Source organism: Corynebacterium sp. HMSC065D07 (assembly GCF_001810695.1).
Taxonomy (GTDB): Bacteria; Actinomycetota; Actinomycetes; order Mycobacteriales; family Mycobacteriaceae; genus Corynebacterium; species Corynebacterium hesseae.
This window is the reverse complement of the sequence record NZ_KV802462.1, coordinates 1-21770: the sequence shown is the minus strand read 5'-3', so window position 1 is coordinate 21770 and position 21770 is coordinate 1. Positions and strand designations below refer to the sequence as shown.

Annotated in this window: 24 protein-coding genes; 9 read left to right on the top strand and 15 right to left on the bottom strand. The window is 62.1% G+C overall.

The window, feature by feature from the left end; all coding sequences use genetic code 11:
- Positions 1–37: 37 nt before the first annotated feature.
- The 6 genes from HMPREF2760_RS08200 to dapE form a co-directional block, all read right to left on the bottom strand.
- Entirely contained in the window at positions 38–205 is a 168-nt protein-coding gene (locus tag HMPREF2760_RS08200) for a DUF3117 domain-containing protein (protein ID WP_010187237.1), read from the bottom strand.
- A gap of 89 nt (positions 206–294) precedes the next feature.
- On the bottom strand, positions 295–594 hold the full coding sequence (locus HMPREF2760_RS08195) for a DivIVA domain-containing protein (protein ID WP_070597049.1): 300 nt from the start codon (positions 592–594) through the stop codon (positions 295–297).
- A gap of 3 nt (positions 595–597) precedes the next feature.
- Positions 598–1335 (bottom strand): glucosyl-3-phosphoglycerate synthase, encoded by a 738-nt coding sequence (locus tag HMPREF2760_RS08190; RefSeq protein WP_070562891.1) that lies wholly within the window; start codon positions 1333–1335, stop codon positions 598–600.
- A 3-nt stretch (positions 1336–1338) separates the two neighbouring features.
- Entirely contained in the window at positions 1339–2151 is an 813-nt protein-coding gene (folP, locus tag HMPREF2760_RS08185; protein WP_209167975.1) for a dihydropteroate synthase, read from the bottom strand.
- A 26-nt stretch (positions 2152–2177) separates the two neighbouring features.
- Positions 2178–2948 (bottom strand): LOG family protein, encoded by a 771-nt coding sequence (locus HMPREF2760_RS08180; protein WP_070562885.1) that lies wholly within the window; start codon positions 2946–2948, stop codon positions 2178–2180.
- A gap of 7 nt (positions 2949–2955) precedes the next feature.
- Positions 2956–4044 (bottom strand): succinyl-diaminopimelate desuccinylase, encoded by a 1089-nt coding sequence (gene dapE, locus HMPREF2760_RS08175; protein WP_070562882.1) that lies wholly within the window; start codon positions 4042–4044, stop codon positions 2956–2958.
- Between the two features lie 91 nt (positions 4045–4135).
- On the opposite strand from dapE, the gene HMPREF2760_RS08170 reads away from it, so the two are divergent.
- From HMPREF2760_RS08170 to HMPREF2760_RS08145, 6 genes are all read left to right on the top strand, one after another.
- Positions 4136–5494 carry an amino acid permease gene (locus tag HMPREF2760_RS08170; RefSeq protein WP_070530389.1) on the top strand — a complete coding sequence of 453 codons (1359 nt, stop codon included), beginning with the start codon at positions 4136–4138 and terminating at the stop codon, positions 5492–5494.
- Between the two features lie 18 nt (positions 5495–5512).
- Positions 5513–6484: a 2,3,4,5-tetrahydropyridine-2,6-dicarboxylate N-succinyltransferase gene (gene dapD, locus HMPREF2760_RS08165; protein WP_070524922.1), complete on the top strand. Its 972-nt coding sequence runs from the start codon at positions 5513–5515 to the stop codon at positions 6482–6484.
- Between the two features lie 126 nt (positions 6485–6610).
- Complete coding sequence (locus HMPREF2760_RS08160) at positions 6611–8041, top strand: amino acid permease (RefSeq protein WP_070562873.1); 1431 nt, start codon at positions 6611–6613, stop codon at positions 8039–8041.
- 581 nt (positions 8042–8622) lie between these two features.
- Positions 8623–9468, top strand: a complete 846-nt coding sequence (locus HMPREF2760_RS08155; protein WP_070562871.1) for a type IV toxin-antitoxin system AbiEi family antitoxin domain-containing protein — start codon at positions 8623–8625, stop codon at positions 9466–9468.
- A gap of 69 nt (positions 9469–9537) precedes the next feature.
- Positions 9538–9747, top strand: a complete 210-nt coding sequence (locus HMPREF2760_RS12970) for a helix-turn-helix transcriptional regulator (protein WP_070562868.1) — start codon at positions 9538–9540, stop codon at positions 9745–9747.
- The gene (locus HMPREF2760_RS08145; protein WP_070597048.1) at positions 9740–10222 is read left to right on the top strand and encodes a hypothetical protein; all 483 of its coding nucleotides are present in this window, start codon (positions 9740–9742) and stop codon (positions 10220–10222) included. The genes HMPREF2760_RS12970 and HMPREF2760_RS08145 overlap by 8 nt, the downstream gene beginning before the upstream one ends.
- Before the next feature lie 418 nt (positions 10223–10640).
- Here the strand turns inward: HMPREF2760_RS08145 and HMPREF2760_RS08140 are convergent, their stop codons facing one another.
- The 8 genes from HMPREF2760_RS08140 to typA all read right to left on the bottom strand — a co-directional run bounded on the left by HMPREF2760_RS08140 (position 10641) and on the right by typA (position 18444).
- A complete protein-coding gene (locus HMPREF2760_RS08140) occupies positions 10641–11204 on the bottom strand; it encodes a GtrA family protein (protein ID WP_070562861.1) in 564 nt (187 codons plus the stop codon).
- Positions 11205–11311: 107 nt separating this feature from the next.
- On the bottom strand, positions 11312–12118 hold the full coding sequence (locus HMPREF2760_RS08135; protein WP_070597047.1) for a pseudouridine synthase: 807 nt from the start codon (positions 12116–12118) through the stop codon (positions 11312–11314).
- Positions 12119–13204 (bottom strand): succinyldiaminopimelate transaminase, encoded by a 1086-nt coding sequence (gene dapC / locus HMPREF2760_RS08130; RefSeq protein ID WP_070562115.1) that lies wholly within the window; start codon positions 13202–13204, stop codon positions 12119–12121.
- A 3-nt stretch (positions 13205–13207) separates the two neighbouring features.
- Positions 13208–13531 (bottom strand): ferredoxin, encoded by a 324-nt coding sequence (fdxA, locus tag HMPREF2760_RS08125; protein ID WP_070524905.1) that lies wholly within the window; start codon positions 13529–13531, stop codon positions 13208–13210.
- 50 nt (positions 13532–13581) lie between these two features.
- Complete coding sequence (locus HMPREF2760_RS08120) at positions 13582–13974, bottom strand: hypothetical protein (protein ID WP_070562118.1); 393 nt, start codon at positions 13972–13974, stop codon at positions 13582–13584.
- Positions 13971–14837: a PIG-L family deacetylase gene (locus HMPREF2760_RS08115; protein ID WP_070562850.1), complete on the bottom strand. Its 867-nt coding sequence runs from the start codon at positions 14835–14837 to the stop codon at positions 13971–13973. The genes HMPREF2760_RS08120 and HMPREF2760_RS08115 overlap by 4 nt, the downstream gene beginning before the upstream one ends.
- Positions 14830–16431, bottom strand: coding sequence for an ABC transporter family substrate-binding protein (locus tag HMPREF2760_RS08110; RefSeq protein WP_070562847.1), 1602 nt, complete (start codon positions 16429–16431; stop codon positions 14830–14832). Before HMPREF2760_RS08110 ends, HMPREF2760_RS08115 begins: the two co-directional genes overlap by 8 nt.
- A gap of 102 nt (positions 16432–16533) precedes the next feature.
- Entirely contained in the window at positions 16534–18444 is a 1911-nt protein-coding gene (gene typA / locus HMPREF2760_RS08105; protein ID WP_070524897.1) for a translational GTPase TypA, read from the bottom strand.
- 272 nt (positions 18445–18716) lie between these two features.
- On the opposite strand from typA, the gene HMPREF2760_RS08100 reads away from it, so the two are divergent.
- Genes HMPREF2760_RS08100 through HMPREF2760_RS08090 form a run of 3 tightly spaced genes read left to right on the top strand, consistent with a single transcriptional unit; the run spans position 18717 to position 20932 of the window.
- The gene (locus tag HMPREF2760_RS08100; RefSeq protein WP_070562844.1) at positions 18717–19436 is read left to right on the top strand and encodes an Rv1157c family protein; all 720 of its coding nucleotides are present in this window, start codon (positions 18717–18719) and stop codon (positions 19434–19436) included.
- Positions 19436–19972: a ribonuclease FAU-1 family protein gene (locus HMPREF2760_RS08095; RefSeq protein ID WP_070562841.1), complete on the top strand. Its 537-nt coding sequence runs from the start codon at positions 19436–19438 to the stop codon at positions 19970–19972. Before HMPREF2760_RS08100 ends, HMPREF2760_RS08095 begins: the two co-directional genes overlap by 1 nt.
- 42 nt (positions 19973–20014) lie before the next feature.
- The gene (locus HMPREF2760_RS08090; RefSeq protein ID WP_070597046.1) at positions 20015–20932 is read left to right on the top strand and encodes a DUF808 domain-containing protein; all 918 of its coding nucleotides are present in this window, start codon (positions 20015–20017) and stop codon (positions 20930–20932) included.
- Here the strand turns inward: HMPREF2760_RS08090 and zupT are convergent.
- Positions 20925–21722 (bottom strand): zinc transporter ZupT, encoded by a 798-nt coding sequence (gene zupT, locus HMPREF2760_RS08085; protein WP_070524888.1) that lies wholly within the window; start codon positions 21720–21722, stop codon positions 20925–20927. The genes HMPREF2760_RS08090 and zupT overlap by 8 nt on opposite strands.
- Between the last annotated feature and the right edge of the window lie 48 nt (positions 21723–21770).

Below are 21770 nucleotides of genomic sequence, written 5' to 3'. Positions count from 1 at the left end.
GGACTCCGCGTCCAAAAAGTCCCTAGACATCACAAGACTAGCTAGAAACTGCTACGAGGAGTGAACCCAACTCCGCTGCTTCTTCTTTGCTGAGCTCAATAACAATGCGCCCACCCCCGTCAGAAGGAATGCGCATGACGATCTTGCGGGACTCCTCTACCGCTTCCATCTCTCCACCAGTGGTACGGGGCTTCATCGCTGCCATATTGAGTCTCCTTCGACTGTATTTTGTACGTCCTTCTAGTCTAGCTCTTTTTCGGCCGCCGGCGGCAGACTCGTCGCTGTAGGCTCGGCCTAGGCCTGAACCGAAGGTTCTGAAGGTTCGCCCGATGACGCCGCCTTGGCACCCCAATGGCGCTCCACTGCCGCCAACAGGGCATCCACTTGGTCCTGGCGGTAGCCGCGCGCAACCACGTCAAAGCGCAGGTCATCGAAGCGCCCCTCCTCGAGGGACCGAAGATTCTCTCGATCGGTATCCACGGCCTTGTCGGGAGCGCCCATGACAGGCCCCCGGCCCACGAAGCTTCCCCACGCCCACGTGCCGATGATGATGAGGGCAATGAGCACCACGATAAGAAGAATCCAGGACATCATGCGCTAAATCCTACCCAGCAATGGTGGCCTTTGGGCAACAGGCCCAACCACGCCAGCACGGGACAGGATGGTGCGCGCAACCACATCGGCCATCGGGGCCAGCTCCTCCAATGGTCGGTTACGGTGGGTGCGGGTGCCCAGGTCAACCTCGGCGAGGGCATAGGGGCCATAGCGCTTGGCGACGTCTATCAGCAGGCCCGCTTCCACCCCGTACCCTTCCACGAACGGCAGCTCCATGGCGGCCGCGCGTCTTAAGGCGTATTCGCCGCCGAGTGGTTGGTCAATGTATGCGAGCTCTGGGAAGAACTGTCGCAAAAGCGGCTTGGCGGTCAGCTCGGTCACGCGCCCACCACCGGTAGGCTTTCCTTGAAGGCTGCGCGCATAGCGGGCCTTGACCAGCTGGACGTGCGGATCTACGAAGGGCTCGCTGAGCGCTGTGACCATTCCGGACGCGGCGGATTCTAGGTCCGCATCGATGAAGACGACGATGTCGCCCTCAACTGCCGCCACGCCGCGCCAGAGGGATTCGCCCTTGCCGGGGCGGGGCTCCTCAGGCAGGATCTCCCGCCAATTGAGCACCTGAGCCCCTGCCGCCTGCGCCTCAGCCACAGTTTCATCGCTCGAGTCCGCATCAATGACGATGACCTCTTGAGGTTCATCCGCCAGGCAAGCACGCACCACGTGCGCGACTGTGCGCTCCTCGTTGAGCGCAGGGATAACCACAGAAACGCTGTCGGTCATGGCTTAGGCTAGCCCCCGCGTCGTGGCCAAGGGAGCTATCTGGCCCTGGATGGCGGCGGTCATGCGGATGACGTCGAGAGTCGGGGCCACCTCATGGACCCGAAAGGCCGCCACGCCCCGTGCCGCCGACCATGCCGTCGCTGCCAGCGTGCCCGCGACGCGCTGGTCCACGGCGCGGTCGAGGGTCTCACCCACAAAATCCTTGTTCGACAAGGCCATGAGCACCGGCCAGCCGGTCGCCACGATCTCATCGATGCGCCGCAGCAACTCCAAGCCGTGGAAGGTGTTTTTGCCGAAATCGTGCGTGGGGTCGATAAACGTCAGCTCCTCCGGGCAACCGAGGTCGGCGGCGCGCTCGGCCAGCCGCGTGGTCTCGCTGATGACATCGGCAACCACATCATCGAAGTGCACACGATGCGGGCGGGTGCGCGGGGTCACGCCACCGGTGTGCGAGCACACGTAGCCTACCTTGTGGTGGCCAGCCACCTCGATGAGCTCGGGGTCCCAGCCGGCCCACGTGTCATTGACTAGACCGGCACCAGCAGCGATCGCGGCCTCTGCTACCTCAGCGCGCCACGTGTCCACCGAAATCAGCGCTTCCGGGCGGCGGCGGTGCAGCTCCGCGATGGTGGGCACGACGCGCTCGATTTCCTCGGCTGCGTCGACATGCTGACCCGGGCCGGCCTTGACGCCTCCGATGTCGATGATGGAGGCGCCGTCGTCAAGCGCCTGCTCCGCGCGCTGGATTGCTGGGTCGAGCTCGAAGGTGGCGCCCTTGTCATAGAAGGAGTCTGGGGTGCGGTTCACAATCGCCATGACCCGCGCGAGGTTGTGCGCTTGGGTCACTTGCTCTCCTGCTCCCGCAGGCGCTTGTCCGACATGACCTTGTGCGCGGCCAGGATGTGGGCGACGGCTTCATCGATATCGTCCGTGACCAAGAAAAGATCGAGGTCCTCGGCGCTGATGAATCCACCCTCGGCCAGGGTCTTCTTCATCCACTCCACCAAGCCGGACCAGTATTCAGTACCCATGAGCACGATGGGATAGTTGGTCACCTTGCCGGTTTGGACCATGCACATGACCTCGAAGAATTCATCCATGGTGCCCATGCCGCCGGGCAGGCAGATGAAGGCCTGGGAGTACTTGAGGAACATGGTCTTGCGGGCAAAGAAATAGCGGAAGTTCAGGCCCAAGTCCACGTAGGGGTTCAGGCCCTGCTCGTGCGGAAGCTCGATGCCTAGGCCCACAGACAACCCTCCGGCCTCGTGCGCGCCGCGGTTGGCCGCCTCCATGATGCCGGGGCCACCGCCGGTAATGACGGCATACTTAGCCTCCACGAGGCGGCGCCCCAAGGCCACGGCCAGCTGATAATTCGGATCCTCCTCCGGGGTGCGAGCGGAACCGAAGACGGTCACGGCCTTCGGCAGCTTGGCCAGGGCGTCGAAACCATCCACGAACTCGCCTTGGATGCGCAGGACGCGCCAGGGATCGGCGTGCTGCCATTCGTGATCCGCGCCGGACTGCAGCAGCCGTTGGTCAAAGGTGGAGGACTGCTCTCCAGCAGTACGCACGAGAAGTGGTCCGCGCAGGGTGCGCAGTTGCTCAGGCGTCATGGTGGTCTTATCCCTTCAGGTAGTTCAAGAGTGCGGTCGAGACTTCGGTGATCTGGGTGACGGGCACTTGTTCGTCCTTCTTGTGGGCAAAGCCTGGGTCTCCAGCGCCGAAATTGACGGCTGGGGTCCCCATCTCGGAGAAGCGGGCCACGTCGGTCCAACCATACTTGGCGCGGACGTTGCCGCCGACGGCGTCGACAAGCGCGCGTGCCGCCGGCTGGCCCAAGCCGGGCAGGGCGGCGCCGGCGATGTCATCGACCTCCACGGTGATGTTCTCGTGTTCGCCGAGGACCTCCATCAGGTGCACCAGCGCCTCCTCGGAGCTGCGGTCCGGGGCGAAGCGGAAGTTGACGAACATCCAGGCCTCATCCGGGATGGTGTTGGTGGCCACGCCGGATTCGAGGTGGACGATGTTGAGGCCCTCCTTGTAGGTGCAGCCGTCAATCTCCACGTCGCGTGACTGGTAGTTGGCCACGTTGAGCATCACCGGTGCCAAGGTGTGGGCGGCGTTGGAGCCGAGCCAAGCACGGGCCGAGTGCGCGCGGGTGCCGTGGGCGGTAACGCGCACGCGAATGGTGCCCTGGCAGCCGGCCTCGATCATGGCGCCGGAAGGCTCCCCCAGCAGTGCCAGGTCCCCCTTCAGCCATTCCGGGTGATCCTTTTGCAGGTGGCCCAAGCCGTTGAACTCGGTGGCAACCTCCTCGCCCTCGTAGGCGATGACGGTGAGGTCGTGTTTGAGATCATCGGAGTTGTACAGCTGCGCAAAGGCGTTGAGGTAGACCGCCATGCCCGACTTCATGTCGACGGTGCCGCAGCCGTACATGATCTCCCCGTCCTCCGACATGGTGTGGGGCACGTTATCGGCCAGAGGAACGGTATCGATGTGGCCGGCTAGGACCACGCGGCTTTCAAAACCCCGGTTTGTCCGGGCACACACGGTGTTGCCATAGCGTTGCACCTCCACCGTGTCTTGGTCCAGACCGCGCAGGGCCTCCTCGACGGCGTCGGCGATCGCCTCTTCGTGATGGGAAGGGCTCGGGATATCCACCAAGGCCTTGGTCAGCTCGATGGGATCGGAGAAGAGATTTAAAGTCACAACCCGCCATGCTAGCGCCCCCGGATGCTCAGCGCATTGCGTAAAGTACTTCCCATTACAAACAATCAATAGCGTTGAAGGTGATCACCCTATGGCAGCGGCCACACAACTCAAAACCCGCCACCTCACCATGATGGGGCTCGGATCCGCAGTGGGTGCGGGACTCTTCCTGGGCGTGGGCCTAGGCATTCAGGTGTCCGGCACCTCCGTTCTCATCTCCTATGCGGTAGCTGGCGCGCTCATCGCCTTGGTGATGTGGATGCTCGGAGAGATGGCCGCCGCACGCCCTTCGCTGGGCGCTTTCTCCACTTATGCAGGACAGGCTTTTGGGCCGTGGGCCAGGTTTACGTTGGGCTGGATTTACTGGTTCATGCTGGTCATGGTGATGGGCGCGGAGATTACCGGTGCTGCGGCCATCATCTCGAATTGGTTCGGGGTCGATCCGTGGATACCGGCTTTGGTGGCTGTGGTGTTCTTCGCCGTGGTCAACTTTGCCGCCGTGGGTGGTTTCGGCGAATTCGAGTTCTGGTTCGCCATCATCAAGGTGGCCACCATCGTGGCTTTCCTGGGCGTCGGCGTGCTCATGGCTTTGGGCATCCTGCCTGGAATGGACCTCTCCTTGGCAGGTCATAACTTCACAGAGAACTTCCTGCCCAACGGCGGCCCCGGTTTTGCTGCCGGCCTGCTCGCCGTGGCTTTCGCCTTCGGTGGCATCGAGCTGGTCACCATTGCCGCAGCCGAGTCCGAGGATCCAGCGCACAACGTCGCCACTGCGGTGCGCGCCATTATCGTGCGCATCATGGTCTTCTACATCGGTTCCATCCTGGTTATCACGCTGGCATTGCCTTTCAGCTCCATCCAGGACGCCGACGTCGCCGCGGACTCGCCCTTCACGCTGGTCCTCGCCGCCGCGAAAATCCCCTTCGCTGCAGGATTCATGGAAGCCATCATCGCCCTAGCGCTGCTCTCTGCCTTCAACGCACAGATCTACGCCACCTCCCGTCTGGTCTATGACATGGCGAAGGACCATAGCGCGCACCACATCTTCCTTCGGACGAACGCCTCCGGTTCCCCCATTTTTGCGGTGGTGCTCTCCATCATCTTCGCCTTTGCATCGGTGGTGCTGCAGTACTGGAACCCGCCGGGATTGTTGGCCTTCCTCTTCAACGCGGTTGGCGGCTGCCTGCTGGTCATCTGGTGTTTCATCGTGGCCTCCTATATCAAGCTGCACCCACAGATGCAGGCCAACGGCGAGCTCACCACGCTGCGCGTCCCGGGCTTCCCGTGGCTGCCGTGGCTCACCGCCCTAGCGCTGGTCGGCCTCACAATTCTTATGCTTTTCGACGCCTCCGCCCGCAACCAAGTCCTCGCCGTCCTCATCCTGACCGTGGCCCTGGTTGTGATCTTTCACCTACTACCGGGTAACTCACGGCGCACGACAGAGGCGTAGCTGCTAGGGTGTGAGCCTATGACTTCAGCATCCGCACGCGGCCTGGCAACCATTACCCACGACGGCACCGTCCTGGACGTTTGGTTCCCGGCAGTTCACACCGATATTTCTGTAGACGCCAGCGGCACCGAGCGCTTGGAGGAGGTTCCGCAGCAATTCGCTGACCTGGTTGGCCCTGATGAGGAGCGCGGCGTCGCCCGCATCGCAGTGGAGACTAAGATTGCGGACCTTGACGAGGCGCCCGCCGATACCTACGACGCTTACCTGCGCCTGCACCTGCTCTCTCACCGCGCAGTCAAGCCTCACGGCCTGAACGTGGACGGGATCTTCGGCAAGCTGGCCAACGTGGTGTGGACCAACTACGGCCCCTGCGCGGTTGCCGATTTCCAGATGGTCCGCGGCCGCCTCGCTTCCCGCGGCCCGGTCGTGGTCTACTCCGTCGATAAGTTCCCGCGCATGGTGGACTACGTCGTCCCGTCCGGCGTTCGCATTGGTGACGCCGACCGCGTTCGCCTGGGCGCCCACCTCGCCGAGGGCACGACCGTGATGCACGAGGGCTTCGTCAACTTCAACGCCGGCACCCTGGGCGCCTCCATGGTCGAGGGCCGCATCTCCGCAGGTGTTGTCGTGGGCGATGGCTCCGATATCGGCGGCGGCGCCTCCATCATGGGCACCCTCTCCGGCGGCGGCAAGGAGGTCATCTCCATCGGTGAGCGCTGCCTTTTGGGCGCGAACTCGGGTGTAGGCATTTCGCTTGGCGACGACTCCGTCGTCGAAGCCGGCCTCTACGTCACCGCCGGCACCAAGATTGCGGTCTTTGGCAAGATTGCTCAGGCCCTGGGTCTGTCCGAGGGCGAGACTGTCAAGGGCTCTAAGCTCTCCGGCGTCTCCGGCGTTCTGCTGCGCCGCAACTCCGTCACCGGCGCCGTCGAGGCCGTGGACTGGAAGTCTGAGGCTGTGGCCCTCAACGAGGATCTGCACAAGAACTAAGCGCTGTTGCTTGAGGCCCCCGTTTCTGCGGGGGCCTTTCGCGATCGTGGACTTAAGCCCTCCGCATTGTGCACAAGCGCTATAAAATGGCCCCTTTATGCCCAAACGCCTTGGCAGCTGCCTACAATGCTAAAGGTGACTGCTCAAAACGATTCCTCTCCTAGCTCACTCGGCAGCGGCTTGAAAGTCCGCCACCTAACCATGATGGGGCTGGGCTCCACTATCGGTGCCGGTCTTTTCCTAGGCACCGGCGTAGGTATTTCCGCCGCCGGTCCCGCGGTTCTCTTGGCCTACCTCATCGCTGGCTTCCTTGCCATCTTGGTCATGCAAATGCTCGGTGAGATGGGCACGGTCATCCCCGCTTCCGGTTCCTTCTCTGAATACGCCGAGCACGGAATCGGACGCTGGGCAGGCTTCACGCAAGGCTGGATTTATTGGCTTGCCACCGTCGCCGTCCTCGGCGCGGAAATTACGGGCGCTGCTGGTTTCATCGGCGCATGGTTCGACTGCCCGCCGTGGATCCCCGCGGCCATCTGCGTGGCGCTCTTTGGCACCATCAACCTCTTGCGCGTGCGTCTGTTCGGCGAGTTCGAGTACTGGTTCGCCTTCATCAAGGTCGCGGTCATCATTGCCTTCCTCATCATCGGTGTATTGCTGATCTTCGGGCTGCTTCCTGGCCACACCTTCATCGGCACGTCTGTCTTCCTTGCCGACGGCTTCATGCCCAACGGCCTCGGCGGCGTGGCCGCCGGCCTGCTCGCCGTGGCCTTTGCTTTCGGCGGCATCGAGGTCGTCGCCATTGCCGCGGCGGAATCCGAGGACCCCGAGAAGTCCCTTGTCAACGCGGTGCGCACCACCATTACTCGCATTTCGGTCTTCTACTTGGGCTCCGTCCTCGTCATCACCTTCCTCCTGCCCTACTCTTCGCTCGGCTCCGCGCAGTCTGCCGCCGAGTCTCCGTTCACGATGGTCTTGGACCGGGCTGGAATCCCTGGTGCTGCGGCCATCATGGAAGTGGTCATCGTGCTCGCGCTACTCTCCGCGTTCAACGCGCAGATCTACGCCTCCTCCCGCATGATGCACTCGCTGGCTAGCCGCGGCGAAGCCCCCAAACTCTTCGCGTCGACAGACCGCCGCGGCGTGCCGACTGCCGCCATTGCGCTGTCGGTCATCCTCTCCGCAGTCATGGTTGTTCTCAACTATGCGGATACCGGATGGCTGCTGTCCTTCATGCTGAACGCCGCTGGTGCTTCGCTGCTCATCGTGTGGGTCTTCATTGCAGTGAGCCAGCTGCGCCTGCGCCCCCGGCTCGAGGCCATCCACCCACTGCCGGTGCGCATGTGGGCCTACCCCTACCTCACGTGGTTCGCATTGGCGCTCTTTGCAGCTATCGCAGTGCTCATGCTTAGCGACGCCTCCGCCCGCATCCAACTCTTCTCCGCCGCCGCCATGTTCGCGGTACTCGCCATCGCCGGCGTCATCAATGCCAAGGCGCGCGGCATCTCCCCTACAGCCCGGCTGCCCTTACCTACCGCAGAGGAACTCGAAACCCGCTAGCCGCTCCTCGCCGCCCTGCTCGCCTCTGCGCCCCATCTCGCAACCGCGCCCCTTCCTCGCTGTCGCTCCACCCCCTTCGCGCTCACCAGCGCACGATGTAGCACCGGTTCTCCGCTCTCGGTGGCCGGCAAGGGCGCGGGACATGAGTTCCCCCTCAGCCACCGCCCTTCGCGATCACCGCCGAACGCTCTAGCAGCTAATCAGCGATCCCGGTGAGCGCCAGGGGTAGGGTCTAGGCAGCGGTCCTCTCCGCCCCGCAACTCCGCCCCACCACATCGCCACCCGCCCTTCGCGCTCACCAGCGAATGCTTTAAGCGCACAGAATCGATTCCGATGGCCGCGAAGGGTGGGGGCCAGTATCCACACGACAGGCGTGGGCCGGGCTGAGCAGCCAAGTTGTGCTATTTGCTACTTGGCGGAGTCCCCAATGGGGCTAGCCAAGAGATAATGAAGATGAATACCGCAGGAAAATTAGCGACGCGTCAACATAACCCCCGGAAAACTGGGCTTCAAACCCGAGTTATCCACAGGTAGGGAGTTGACTATCGACTCGTCGATAAGCACTGCATACCTTGAGCTTTATGAAGGCATGGACAACCGCGGAGCTCCGTGAGATGGGACTGAGCAAGGAGGCAATCAGGCGGAAGCTCCGCGCGGGAAAACTCTTTCGTGTGCACCGGGGAATTTACAGCGATGAGTGGTCGCCGCTGGCCGTGGCACGCGCCCTGGCTCACGGGCTGAGTCGAATACATTTCACGGGTAAGACCGCGCGGGAAATTCACTTGGGGCGGAAGTTGACGTTTCCGCTGGAAGCCGAGGGGCCGCGCACGCTCAAAGGGAAAAACTTTGAGGTGACACATTCGCGGCTTTCGGCTACAACCAAGGTGAATGACCTGCCTGTGGTCCAGGTGCTGTGGGCTGCACGTCGTTTAGCACCCGCTTGCGGGCAGCTGCTGGAAGAACACTATCGAGGCAAGACTGGGCCTGAGCGCTTGAACAAAGACCAGCGGAGAATGCGTCAGATTCCCCGGCGTTTGAAGGAGGCTATTCGTTACACGCCCATCGGCGCGGACAGCGTGCCGGAGCGCCAGCTGAGCCGAAGGCTACGAGCGGACGGGATCTTTCCCGAGCACAACGCGCTCATTGCGAACTACCGCTTTGACCTGAAGATGGGCAAGCTCATCGTCGAGGTCGACGGCTGGGAGCACCACAAAAATAGTCGTGCCTTTCAAGCAGACCGCTCGAAGCAGAACGCCGCGGTGGCTCATGGATATACGGTTTTGCGCTTTACTGCCGACGATATCCGCTACCACCTCGACGATGCCGTACTTCTCATCAAAACCACACTTGAACAGCTTAAAGGGCGTAAACCGAAACTGCCGGCTGTGGTGATGCAGCCCTTCTGGGAATGGCATGTTTGCATGTAACCCTTGCCTTCATGACAAGTTTTCTTTACACTAAGACATGTAAGCACGACACGCCGTAAAGGAGACCACATGGCCGAGCACCAGAATATGGTCCGTAAATGGCGTAGGTGGCTCGAGATGTCTCAAGCTGACCTCGCTGAACGGGCGGGCGTGTCCCGCCAAACAATTGCCAATATCGAGCGCGGCAACTACTCCCCATCTGTGTACCTAGCTCTCGATATTTGCCGTGAACTAGGAAAGACCGTCGAAGAAATCTTTGGAGATGAACAACATGATTAACGCCCTTGCCAACTACACGCTCCGCGAAATTGATCGCGCCTCCCACGACGAATTCGAACGCGAAACTTGCTACAAGGCCCTCGCCATCAGTGTTTCCCCGACGATGTTCCTCGAACTCGTTGCAGCAGCCATCCTTGCCTGGGTCCTCCCTGGTCAAATGAGCATGCTCTGCTTCCTCGCCATCGCGCCGTCTGTCATCGGCAATGCCATCGGCACGGCATGGCTACGCAAACGCGTCGCTACCCCGCTTGTGGGTCGTAATTGGTCCGCCATGGCCGTTTACTTAATACCGGCAATCGCGATGTTCGCGGGAATCGCCTATAACGCCTATGCGCCTGCCGACGGCCACAATCCCACCGCTTATCTAGCCGGCACCGCAGTTGGCGCTATCGCCGTCCTCATCCTCGCCCCATTCATCCGCCGCCATCAGCACCGCCGCGACCAAGAGCGCCTCGACGCCGAGCTCGACGACTAGGCAGCTCTTCCCCGCCCACCTTCCTCCATCCCGCCCTTCGCGCTCACCGCGGACGGCGGGTTCCTCTATTTTGCAGGCGCCGGTGAGCGCCAAGGGAGAATAGGGCCACGCCGAACCAGGCGTCGAAGTGCATCTCACCCCGCCATCTCACCGGTCAAACCGCCAGCACGCCCCTTCGCACCCAACGGTAGCAGTAGCTACCGAATTTATTGGACGCCCGTGAGCGCGAAGGAGGCATTTCCACCAATTACCCCTAAGCGCTCACCAGGGCGATGGAGCGCTGCCTCGTCGTGTTTCCGGTGAGCGCGAAGGGAGCATCTGCTTGCCGACGCCCCCCTTCCCGCTCACCGCAGCATCGAAAAGACCCCACCGGCCGTCGCTGGTGAGCGCGAAGGGCAGGCGGGGCGAAGGGTCGATTTTAAGCCGGTTCCGTCTCGTGGACCACGACCGGCGCCTTGGGCTTCGAGCGGAAGGTCCACAGCTTGTTGAAGATGAAGTTAATCGGCATGGCTACCACGATTGAAATGGCATTGGCCCAGTAGTACATCGTGCGGAAGCCGGTAGAGTCGTCGAAAATATGCGGCGGCAGCTGCAACGGCGAGGTCGGATTCATCAGCAAGTACTGCACAGCAAGAGTTACCAAATACGCGCCAATGCCCGTAATGAGGAACGGGAAGAAACCCCGCAACCACGAGACTTTGCTAACGGATTTAAAAGTCCACATGCGGTTGAGCTGGTAATTCCACGTATTCGCAACGAGGAAGGCGATGGTGGAAAAGAGCATGAACCAGCGCACGTGAAACTGGGTGCCGAAGAGGTTGAACATCGCGTCATGCGGCGTAGCGCCGAACCAGGACAATCCACACTTTGCGGCCAGGATTGAAACTGCAATATTGACCAACGCGCCCGAACCGCCAACCAGACCGAACTTAATGAACTGGCCAAAATTCGAGGCAAAGCGAGCAAAGCTCAGATCCGCCATGGACACGCCCTTCGTACAAAATGCTCAAATATGATGAATAAAACTTCGTTTGAGTTTAGTCCCTCATTCAGCACAAACTAAAACGCACGCCGCATTAGCGCCCAATCTCACAGCTGAAACTCCCGGTTGCGGCCGGTAACTGGATCGCTAAAACTCAAAGCGACATGGGAAAGCAGCAGCGGCGTGGAGAAATCATAAAGATCCAAGCCTCGATCCACGGGATAAGTATCATCCCCCACAATCGGATGTCCCAGGTGGTTAAGTACCACGCGGATCTGGTGGGTATGGCCGGTGAGCGGCCATACATCGGCAGTCGTTCCACTAGCACGCACGCGGGTCACCGTAGGCGTACCGGTGGAATCCACGAGGACCTGACGTTCACCACGCACGCGCCGCATCCCCAGCCGTACAGTGCCGTCGAAGGAGAAGGGCGCGGCCACCTGAGCCCGGTAGTGCTTCACCACCGCACGCTCCTGAAAGAGTTGCTGATACGCAGCGCGCGTGCGGGGATTGCGCGAGCACAGCACCAACCCCGAAGTCAACCGGTCCAGCCGCTGCAGCGGCACGATGGAGTCCTCATTAAAGTCCACGCGCAAGCGTGTCTGGAGCGTCTCGCGGACGATGCGACCATTCGACGTCGTGGGTAAGAAGTGCGGCTTGTCCGCGACTATCAGGTCCCCGTCCTCATATACCACCCGGTAATCAAAGGGAATGGGCTCTTCGGAAGGTACCGAGGGGTGATACCACGCCAGCGTAGGGCCAGGCAACACCGTGCCGGGCTCCAAGCGAGTGCCAGGAGAAAACGCGGAATCGCCCGCCTCACCTGCCCAATAGGTAGGTGTGGCGGGCACAGTGCCGGTGAGCATCACCTTGCGCGGGCTAATCCCCTCCCGCGCCGGCGGGCGAAAAGCCACTTACTCAGCCAAGCGCGCGACGGCCGCTGCAATGCGCTCGTCCGTACCGTTGAGGCCAATGCGCACGAACTGCTCGCCCGCTGGGCCATAGAAATCACCCGGTGCAACGAGGATGCCGCGCTCGGCCAGCCAGTCGACGGTCTCGCGGCAGTTCTCACCGCGCGTTGCCCACAGGTAGAGCCCAGCCTCGGAGTGCTCGATCCTAAAACCAGCTCCGGTCAGCGCCCGCATGAGATCCACACGGCGCGCGGCGTAGCGTTGGCGCTGGAGGGCTTCGGAGGGGTCGTCGTCAAGCGCGGCAACCATCGCCGCCTGGATGGGGCCCGGAACAATGAGCCCCGCGTGCTTACGCAGCTCCAGCAGCTCGGCGATGAGCTTGGCATCGCCCGCAAAGAAACCGGCGCGATAGGAGGCCATGTTCGCGCTCTTGGACAGCGAATGCATGGCGATAAGCCCGGTATTGTCGCCATCGGTCACGCGCGGGTCCAAGATGGACACCGGCGGGTTCTCATCATCCCAACCCAAGCCCATGTAGCACTCGTCCGAGGCCACGATGGCATTGTTCACGCGCGCCCAAGCGACGATCTCGCGCAGCTTCTCGACGCCCAGCACCCTGCCCGTCGGATTCGACGGCGAGTTGATGAACACGAGCGACGCATCCTGGAAATCCTCGTCGGCGCGCAACGGCTTAGCACCGGCCAAGAGCGCACCGACTTCATAGGTGGGATAAGCCACCGTCGGGAAAGCCACGGTCTCACCGCGCATGCCCAGCAAAGTGGGCAGCCAGGCGATGGCCTCCTTGGTGCCGATGACCGGCAGCACCGCGTCCACGTTCATGGTGTAGCGGCGCTCAAGTGCCTTCGCGATGGCCTCGCGCAGCTCCGGAGTGCCCTGAGTCTGCGGATAGCCGGGAGCCTCGGCCGCTGCGGACAGCGCTAACTGCACGCCAGGGGCAACTGGATCAACGGGATTGCCCACCGATAGGTCAACGATCCCGTCCGGATGCGCCTGGGCTTTCTTCTTGGCACCGGCAAGCGAGTTCCACGGAAAATCCGGAAGCGTGCGTCCAAGCGGCGTGCGGCTCATACTCTACTCCTGGTTCTGGGGTGGGAGCTTAGCGATCATCGGGACGTCAAAGTCCTGCGGTCCAAGTGCTGCTGCGCCACCCGGAGAGCCGAGATCATCAAAGAAGGCAGCGTTGGCGTCGTTGTAGTCCAACCACTCATCCGGGACGTCATCCTCGTAGAAGATGGCCTCCACCGGGCAAGCCGGCTCGCAGGCGCCGCAGTCCACGCACTCGTCTGGGTGGATGTAGAGCATGCGCTTGCCCTCGTAGATGCAGTCGACCGGGCACTCTTCAACGCAGCCGCGGTCCATCACGTCGACGCAGGGCTGCGCGATGGTGTAAGTCATAAGGTGTTTAAACTCCTGTGTGTCACGGGTTTTCTACGAATAACAGTATGCTACTCCGAGGCGAAAAATGGCCAAACGCTGCCCGCGATTCCCGCGGCGAACAGCAGCAGGCTGAGAATATTATTGGCCAGCAGGCTGCCCTCCCCGAAGGCGGCTCCCAGCATGAACGCGAGAAAACCTGCGACCCAGGCCAGTCCTGGCACGCCTGCGATGTAGGGATTCTCACTCCACAGACGCGCTGTGCGAGTCAACACCCCGTTGAACCAGAAGGCGATGAGGATGGTGATGGGAAAGGCCACGCTGGCCCCGTCAAACCACGGCACCCGGGCGGTAAGGTAGACCACCTCGAGCGTCAGCGAGCAGAGCGCTCCCACGACCAGCCACACCAGGCCACCTATTTGCTCGCCGCGAGAGAAGTCTGTGCGAATGGCGCGCTCGGTCACTTCTCCCCCAGCAATGAGTCCTGCGGCTCTCCCTGACCAAGCTGGTAGAACTCCTGGCGCAGCAGCGGCATCGTGAGCAGATTGGACAAGGCATAAGCGGCGGGGACTTGGGCGGGGTCCTGAAGTCCCGCCTGGGCGGAGTAGGGGTTGACGGTGGTGAGGGAGCCGTCGGCAAGCCAGATCTGCGTGGCGTGCGCCAGCATGGCTGCGCGCTTGGCAGCACGTGCCGCGTCGCGAAGTTCATAGGTCACGTCACAGCCGGCGTTGGTGAAGTTGTCCAGGTACGCCTTGTCCGGCAGGCTCCAGCCTTCGGGCGGCGTGATGACCTCCAGACCCCGATAGTGCGCCGCGCGCTCGAAGACCGCCCACCAAATGCGCTGCTCTGGTGCGGCGGCCGCATGCACAGCCTTGTGCACCGCGATGTGGTCTGGGTGACCGTAGCCGCCGTCCGGGCCATAAGTCAGCACCGCGTGCGGACGCAGTTGTTCAAGGTGGCCGCGCAACAGGTCTGCTGCTTCCTCCACACGGTTGACCAGGGCCCGCGGGTGATCATGGGCGGCGGAACCTTCCATCCCGGAGTCGCGAAAATGCCCGAAGCCGCCTAGCTGGATGCCATCAACGCCTAATGCGTCGAGCGCGTGCTTAAGCTCCCAAGCGCGGAACCCTCCCAGCTGATCTGTTTCCGCGAGGCCTTGGTAGGGCTCGCCGATGATTTCGCCCTCCTCCCCCAGCGTCGCGGTAATCACGGTGACCTCCGCACCGCGCGCGGACAAGTCCGCCAACGTGCCGCCTGTAAAGAGCACCTCATCATCCGGGTGCGCGTGAACGGCCACGACACGGTAGCCGGTGAGATCCTTATTCATCGTCTTTCCTCCACTGCGGTGCACTAATCAGACCGGAGTCCCAGTCCTTGATGCTTTGTCCGGGGCCAACAATACCCTTGCCCAAAGCGTGGATTCGCACCTCATTAAGCAACGGGACGAAGAGAACTTCTTCTTTGTTGAGGTGCTCCACCTGCTCTTGAGCCGCTGCGGAGTCGAGCTTTCCCGACAAAATATCGGTAGCAGTCTTCGCGGACTCTTCAGGGCAGAACCCCGACTGCGTTGCCGCAGGCCGTGTGGGCGTTGCACACACGAAGTAGTTAGCCAGACTCAGCGCATCGATGCCGTTTTCGTCCCACGCCACCACGGCATCTACCTTGCCAGCCGGGAGCAAGTCAGAGGTTATGGTAGTCGGGCGTTCGGTGACGACCTCCGCGTCGATGGCCTTGGCTTGCAGCACGTCCACGATGGTGGTGGCCGCAGCCAGGGCAGTTGGATTGAGGGGATCCGCGGCGATGCGCACGGGTTTGCGGCCCGCACGCTCACGCAGCGGGGCAAGTTCTGCGTTGCTATCGAAGGGATTCTCCCCCGGTTCGAGCTCCGAAGCGCGGCCGGTGGCAAGCCGGGCCAGCTGGTCGGTGTTGAGCAGCGAAGCCAAGGCGCGGCGTTGCGGCTGTTCCTCGAGTGCGCCCTCGGCGGCCGACATCTCCAGGCGGAGCTGACGCTGCCGGGTCACCACACCGGTATTGACGTTGCTGAGCAGGCTCAGATTCTCCAGGGTGGTCTGCTGCGGGGTGAAGTCAGCAAACCCAATCTGGTGCGAGCGCAGCATGTTCACCGCCTGTGCGGTATCGCGCACAGCGCGCAATTGGATCACGTCGATATGTGCGGGATCCTCTCCCCAGAACCGGTCATTGCGGTTAAGCGTGATAATCCCTCGCCCGCGGTCCATCCCCTCGACGAGGTAACGTCCAGCAGAGGCTGGGATACCCTCAGCTAAGGCCGAGGTGAAGTCCTTGTCCTCCAGCACATGGGAGGGCAATAGGTGGGCAAAGAGCTTGTGCCAGTCCTCCACGCGGTGGTCGAAGTCCACGGTGACCACTCGCCCATTACCGGAAGTCCGCACGGCCGAAATTGCCCGGTAACCGGACACGTTTTTAGCGCCCGGAGTGCGCGTGATCTGGGACCACAAATAATTGAAGTCAGAGCCTGTGATCGGCGTCCCATCGGACCATTGCGCTGGCGCGGCGATGGTGTAGCGCACTCGCATGGCAATGCTGCCCGGAGCGTCGATTTCCTCGGCGGATTCGAGGACATCCGTGTCCATCTGGTCCCCGTGGAAGGCCGAGGGCAGCACTAGCTCCGCGATTTGGTTGACCAGTTCCGAATTATTCGCCACGAGGTGCGGGTTAAGCCCGCCGCGCAGCGGGTCCACCCCAATGGCCACGGTGCTGCGCTTCGGCAGTGCGTCTTCCTCGGGTGCTTTCTCCGGCGGCGGACTGGTGGTGCTTGAGTTCGTGGGCGTGGCGCTGCGATCTTCCTCGTCCACAACCGGCGGCGGCCCGGGGTTGGCTTGGCATGCAGTCAGCACGGCGGCTGCGAGAATGACTCCGAGCCGGGGCAGGAAACGGTCCACTCCACACAACCTTTACGTCCGGAAAACTCTTCCGCGCTATTTTAATACCCCGGGGCAGGTGGTCCTAGCGGTGGGGCGCCGCTTGGCGACGCCCACAGCGGCCTACTTGTTGAGCTGCTTAGCGCGTGCGGCCGCGCGCTTGCGGTCGGTGGCAGACAGTTCAACCTTGCGCACGCGCAGGACCTTCGGGCCCACCTCGACGCACTCATCGGTGCCACAGAACTCCAGCGCCTCATCGAGGGACAGGGTCTTGGCCTTAGCCAGCGTGACGGTGGCGTCGGCGGTGGCGGAGCGCATGTTGGTCAGCTTCTTTTCCTTGGTGATGTTGATGTCCATATCCTCATCACGGTTGTTGGCGCCGACGACCATGCCCTCATAGGCCTCCATGCCCGGCTCCACGAAGAAGTCACCGCGGTCCGCCAGCTGCTGCAGAGCATAAGCGGTGATCTGGCCGGAACGGTCGGCCACGAGCGAGCCGGTCGGGCGAGCCTTGATGTCTCCGGCCCACACGTCGAGACCATCGGAGATGGAGTTGGCGATGCCAGAGCCGCGGGTCTCCGTCAGGAACTGGGTGCGGAAGCCGATCAGGCCGCGCGCTGGGACGCGGAAGACCATGCGGACCCAGTCGCCCTCGCGGACGTCCATGGACTGCATCTGGCCCTTGCGGGAGGCCAGCAGCTGGGTGATGGCACCCTGGAATTCCGATGGGGAGTCGATGGTGAGCATCTCGTAGGGCTCCATGGTCTTTCCATCGATGACCTGGGTGACCACCTGCGGCTTGCCGACGGTCAGCTCGAAGCCCTCGCGACGCATGTTCTCGATAAGCACGGACAGTGCCATCTCGCCGCGGCCCTGTACCTCCCATGCATCGGGACGCTCGGTCGGCAGCACCTTGATGGAGACGTTACCGATGAGCTCCTGGTCCAAGCGGGCCTTGACCATGCGGGCGGTCAGCTTGTCGCCGCCGCCCTGGCCTGCCATCGGGGAGGTGTTCACGCCGATGGTCATGGAGATAGCCGGCTCGTCGACCTTAATGCGCGGCAGCGGCTTCGGGTCCTCGACGTCGGCGATGGTGTCACCGATCATGATGTCGGAGATACCGGAGATAGCCACGATGTCGCCGGCGATGGCCTCGGTGTCCGGCTGGCGCTCGAAGCCGACGGTGCGCAGCAGCTCGGCCACCTTGACCTGCTTGACGTGCATCTCGCCCTCGTCGTCGTAGTGCATCCAGGCCACCTGCTGGCCCTTCTTGATGGTGCCGGAGTAGATGCGCAGCAGTGCGATACGACCCAGGAAGTCGTCGGAGTCCAGGTTGGTCACGTGGGCCTGCAGCGGGGCGTCGACCTTGGCGGAGGGCTCAGGGAGGACCTCGTAGATAACGTCGAAAAGCGCCTGCAGGTCGTCGGCGTTAGGAACGTTGCCGTCACCCGGGTTTTCGGTCGAGGCCTTGCCCTCGCGGCCGGAAGCGTAGAGAACCGGCAGGTCCAAGAGTTCCTCGGCGGCAGCGGCTGCTTCCTCATCTTCGAGGCCGGCAGCGATTTCCAGCAGAAGATCCTGCGCTTCGGTGACGACCTCGTCGATACGGGCGTCGGGGCGGTCGGTCTTATTCACGCAGATGATAACCGGCAGCTTGGCTTCCAGTGCCTTGGTGAGCACGAAGCGGGTCTGCGGGAGGGGGCCTTCGGAGGCGTCGACAAGCAGCACGACGCCGTCCACCATGGAGATACCGCGCTCGACCTCGCCGCCGAAGTCGGCGTGGCCCGGGGTGTCGATAACGTTGATGATGAGGTCCCCGCCGTCCTTGCCCAGGCCCTTGCGGTGAATGGCGGTATTCTTCGCCAGAATGGTGATGCCGCGCTCGCGCTCCTGATCATTGGAGTCCATGACGCGGTCCGAGTGTTCGCCATGGTCGCCGAAAGCGCCGGACTGCTCCAGCATTCCGTTGACGAGGGTGGTTTTACCGTGGTCAACGTGTGCGACGATGGCTACGTTACGGAACTCAGTATTACTCACGTGTGGGGTGCTCCTTTAAAGCATGATGCGTTAGCGGTATGAACGGCCCTTAAATATACTCTCTAGCCCTTTCATGTGCAGCATCGCGCGCATCGCACGCATTAGCGCGCGATGTAACGAAACGATATCAACAGCCGACATACCGCACAGTAGGTCTCTATTTAGAGTTGACTACGCCAAAAAAGTGAATATTGTGGCAGCAGATACTATTGTGACGCATGTGATTTAGTTTCCTGCCGCCACGTTCCCATACCCAAACACAAGGATTTTCCATGGCCCTTTCCGAACAGCGCTCTTCCCGCTCCGCCCGCCGTGGCGTCGCCGGACTAACTGCTGCCGTGATGATGGGCTTCCTCAGCATCACGCCAGCACATGCCGGCGCCCCCGATCTCTCCTCGCTGGTGAACATTCCACAGAGCAGTAGCCCGCTGGACAGCCTCGGCCGCCCCACCCCGGAGACGCAGGAGCGTGTTCGCGCTTTCGCGGCACAGCCATGGATCCCGCAGGAGGCCCGCAGCGCCATCCTCACCGCCCTTAACTTCTCCGCCGGTGACGGCGGCGAAGGCGGTGTGGCCCTGCCGGAGGGAAACAACCCCGGCTTCCGCCAGTTCTACTGGCCTACGGTCTCCGCGCAGTGCATCGGCGGGCAGGGCGATTCGGTGGGCTCCGCCATCGCCGTGCCTGGCCCGACCGATATGCCGGCCCCAGGCGCAGGCGAAGGAGAAACCGTCTTCCTCTTCACCGCGCTAGGCACCCCCACCGCCGCTGAGCAGCAGGGTGCCATGAGCGTCCAGTGGTTCAACCTGGATACCTTCCAGTTCGGCACCACTCCCCTGTTCAACAACGGCATCAACGCCGATGGGCCGACCACGGTCTCGGGCCGCGCAGCAACGGGCAAGGGCACCGTCGTGGCGGTCCTCTCTGGCGCGGTCAACACTACTGAATCCTCGTGTTCTTTCCCACCTACCGCGGCTTACCTCGAGGTGAACTAATGAGCACTGACCTGCACCCAGTCAAGCAAGAAACCTTTAACACCACCGACAACATCAATGTCGACCCGAAAGGTTTTCAGCGGGAGGTAGACACCTACCGGGTCACCGACTTTGGCCTTTACATGGCCCGCGGCGCCAACCACCCGCGCTTCGGCTACCTTGAATCCTGGTTGCTGCCGGAGCTGGGCCTGCGCGCCAATATCTTCCACTTCCGCGAGGGCGTGGATGTCCACCAAGATTTCTACATTGACGTCGCTGATATCGACGTCGACGGTGATGTGTGGACTACCCGCGATCTTTATGTCGACTTGGTCTCCACCTCCGGCGAGCCGGTTGATGTGCTCGACATCGACGAGCTAGCCGCCGCAACCTCCAACGGCCTCATCAGCGCCGAGGAGGCCGAGCGCGCCATGGAGCGCACGCTTACCGCCGTCGAGGGCATCACACGCTACGGCGATGACGCCATGAATTGGCTGCGCACGCTGGGCATGGAACTTACCTGGGCAGAAAATGTGGAGCTCGTTCCTGCCGAGTAACCTAGGGTAAACACTTACCCCTACACCACAAGGAAGTGAGCCATGGCCGGTGGCCTTTTTGCCCTGCTTGATGACGTCGCCCTGATCGCCCGCTCCGCTGCCTCCAGCGTCGACGACGTAGCAGCATTGGCCGGAAAGACCTCGGTGAAAGCAGCGGGAGTCGTCGTCGATGACGCCGCTGTCACGCCTCAATACGTCCAAGGCGTCGAGCCGCAGCGAGAGCTGCCGATGATTTGGCGGATCACCAAGGGCTCGCTCATCAACAAGCTCGTCATCATCCTGCCTATTGCCCTGATCCTGTCCTGGATCGCTCCTTGGGCGCTCACCCCTATCCTCATGTGCGGCGGCACATACCTATGCTTCGAAGGCGCGGAAAAGATTTTCCATGCTATCCTCTACCGCGGCGAGGAGGAGCAAACCGTAGAAGAAAAGGGCGCCGACGCCGAAGATTCCCTGGTCAAATCCGCGATCACCACGGACCTCATCCTCTCCGCCGAGATCATGGTGATCTCCCTCAACGAGGTCATCGACCAGCCCTTCTGGCTGCGCCTCGGCGCCTTGGTTGCCGTCGGCATTCTCTTGACCTTAGGTGTTTATGGCGCCGTCGGGCTCTTGGTCAAGATGGACGATATCGGCCTCGCCCTGCTCAAGCGCCACGATGGCGATTCGGCCGTGGGTACCGCCTTGGTCAAGGGCATGCCCATCGTGCTCAACATCATCGGCATCATTGGCACCGCCGCCATGCTGTGGGTCGGCGGCCACATCGTGGTCAAGGGCTTGAGCGAGTTCGGCGCTGAGCAGCCTTATGGCTTCATCCACCACGTGACCGAGAGCATCAGCAATGGCGCGCTCGCCTGGTTGGCGGACACCGGCTTGTCCATGTTGTGCGGCTTTGTTCTCGGCTCCGTTATCGTCACCATCATCATGGCGGTCAAGGCCACCGCGGAGCGCGTTAAATAAACATCGCGAGGGACACTGCCATGACCGCCATACCGGCGATGAGGCCGTAGATGGCGCAGTGGTGTTCGCCGGTCTCCTCCGCCGTGGGCAAAAGCTCATCCAGGGAGATGAACACCATGATTCCTGCGATGACGGCAAAGCTTATGCCAAACGTCATCGGGCCAATGAACGGCATGAGCAGAGCGAATCCGATAATGGCGCCGACAGGCTCAGCGAGCCCAGAAATCGTGGCCCACCAAAATGCCTTCGTGCGCGATCCCATGGCACTGCGCAAGGGAACCGCAACCGCAATACCTTCCGGAATGTTGTGGATGGCGATGGCCACCGCAACGGGGATCGCAATCTCGGGGGCTTCGAGGCCCGAAAGAAATGTGGCAAATCCCTCGGGGAAGTTGTGGATGGCCAGTGCGAAGGCGGTGAACATGCCGGTCTTCATCAGCCTCTTGCGGCGTGCTTCTTCCTCTGTAGTGGCCGGCTCGTGCGGGTTAATCTCCTCGGGAACGAGGCGGTCGATAATGGCGATGACCGCAATGCCGGCGAAGAACGCCGCCATCATCGTCCACGTGGCAGTGGCCTCTGCCCCAAGGGTGCTTTCCAGCTTCTCTAGGGACTGCGGCAGGATCTCCATAAAGGAGACGTAGAGCATCACGCCCGCAGACAACCCCAGGGCTGCGGCCATAAACTTCGGCCCGGGCTCGCGCTTGCCGACGGCCAGGGCGGCACCGATGGACGTCGACAAGCCAGACAACAGCACGAGGCTGAAAGCAAAGGCGATGGTGGCTAGATCCATAGTGGGAAACTATAGCTGTTATGTCCATAGGGTTTTTGGACACGGAGT

Bases quoted from the DNA above. Each gene is read 5' to 3' on its own strand.
- HMPREF2760_RS08100 (WP_070562844.1), top strand. From the start codon at position 18,717: ATGGCCCTTTCCGAACAGCGCTCTTCCCGCTCCGCCCGCCGTGGCGTC.
- HMPREF2760_RS12970 (WP_070562868.1), top strand. From the start codon at position 9,538: ATGGCCGAGCACCAGAATATGGTCCGTAAATGGCGTAGGTGGCTCGAG.
- folP (WP_209167975.1), bottom strand. From the start codon at position 2,151: ATGGCGATTGTGAACCGCACCCCAGACTCCTTCTATGACAAGGGCGCC.
- HMPREF2760_RS08145 (WP_070597048.1), top strand. From the start codon at position 9,740: ATGATTAACGCCCTTGCCAACTACACGCTCCGCGAAATTGATCGCGCC.
- HMPREF2760_RS08170 (WP_070530389.1), top strand. From the start codon at position 4,136: ATGGCAGCGGCCACACAACTCAAAACCCGCCACCTCACCATGATGGGG.
- dapD (WP_070524922.1), top strand. From the start codon at position 5,513: ATGACTTCAGCATCCGCACGCGGCCTGGCAACCATTACCCACGACGGC.
- HMPREF2760_RS08155 (WP_070562871.1), top strand. From the start codon at position 8,623: ATGAAGGCATGGACAACCGCGGAGCTCCGTGAGATGGGACTGAGCAAG.
- HMPREF2760_RS08140 (WP_070562861.1), bottom strand. From the start codon at position 11,204: ATGGCGGATCTGAGCTTTGCTCGCTTTGCCTCGAATTTTGGCCAGTTC.
- fdxA (WP_070524905.1), bottom strand. From the start codon at position 13,531: ATGACTTACACCATCGCGCAGCCCTGCGTCGACGTGATGGACCGCGGC.
- HMPREF2760_RS08160 (WP_070562873.1), top strand. From the start codon at position 6,611: ATGCTAAAGGTGACTGCTCAAAACGATTCCTCTCCTAGCTCACTCGGC.
- HMPREF2760_RS08190 (WP_070562891.1), bottom strand. From the start codon at position 1,335: ATGACCGACAGCGTTTCTGTGGTTATCCCTGCGCTCAACGAGGAGCGC.
- HMPREF2760_RS08095 (WP_070562841.1), top strand. From the start codon at position 19,436: ATGAGCACTGACCTGCACCCAGTCAAGCAAGAAACCTTTAACACCACC.
- HMPREF2760_RS08195 (WP_070597049.1), bottom strand. From the start codon at position 594: ATGATGTCCTGGATTCTTCTTATCGTGGTGCTCATTGCCCTCATCATC.
- dapC (WP_070562115.1), bottom strand. From the start codon at position 13,204: ATGAGCCGCACGCCGCTTGGACGCACGCTTCCGGATTTTCCGTGGAAC.
- HMPREF2760_RS08180 (WP_070562885.1), bottom strand. From the start codon at position 2,948: ATGACGCCTGAGCAACTGCGCACCCTGCGCGGACCACTTCTCGTGCGT.
- HMPREF2760_RS08115 (WP_070562850.1), bottom strand. From the start codon at position 14,837: ATGAATAAGGATCTCACCGGCTACCGTGTCGTGGCCGTTCACGCGCAC.
- HMPREF2760_RS08090 (WP_070597046.1), top strand. From the start codon at position 20,015: ATGGCCGGTGGCCTTTTTGCCCTGCTTGATGACGTCGCCCTGATCGCC.
- HMPREF2760_RS08200 (WP_010187237.1), bottom strand. From the start codon at position 205: ATGGCAGCGATGAAGCCCCGTACCACTGGTGGAGAGATGGAAGCGGTA.
- zupT (WP_070524888.1), bottom strand. From the start codon at position 21,722: ATGGATCTAGCCACCATCGCCTTTGCTTTCAGCCTCGTGCTGTTGTCT.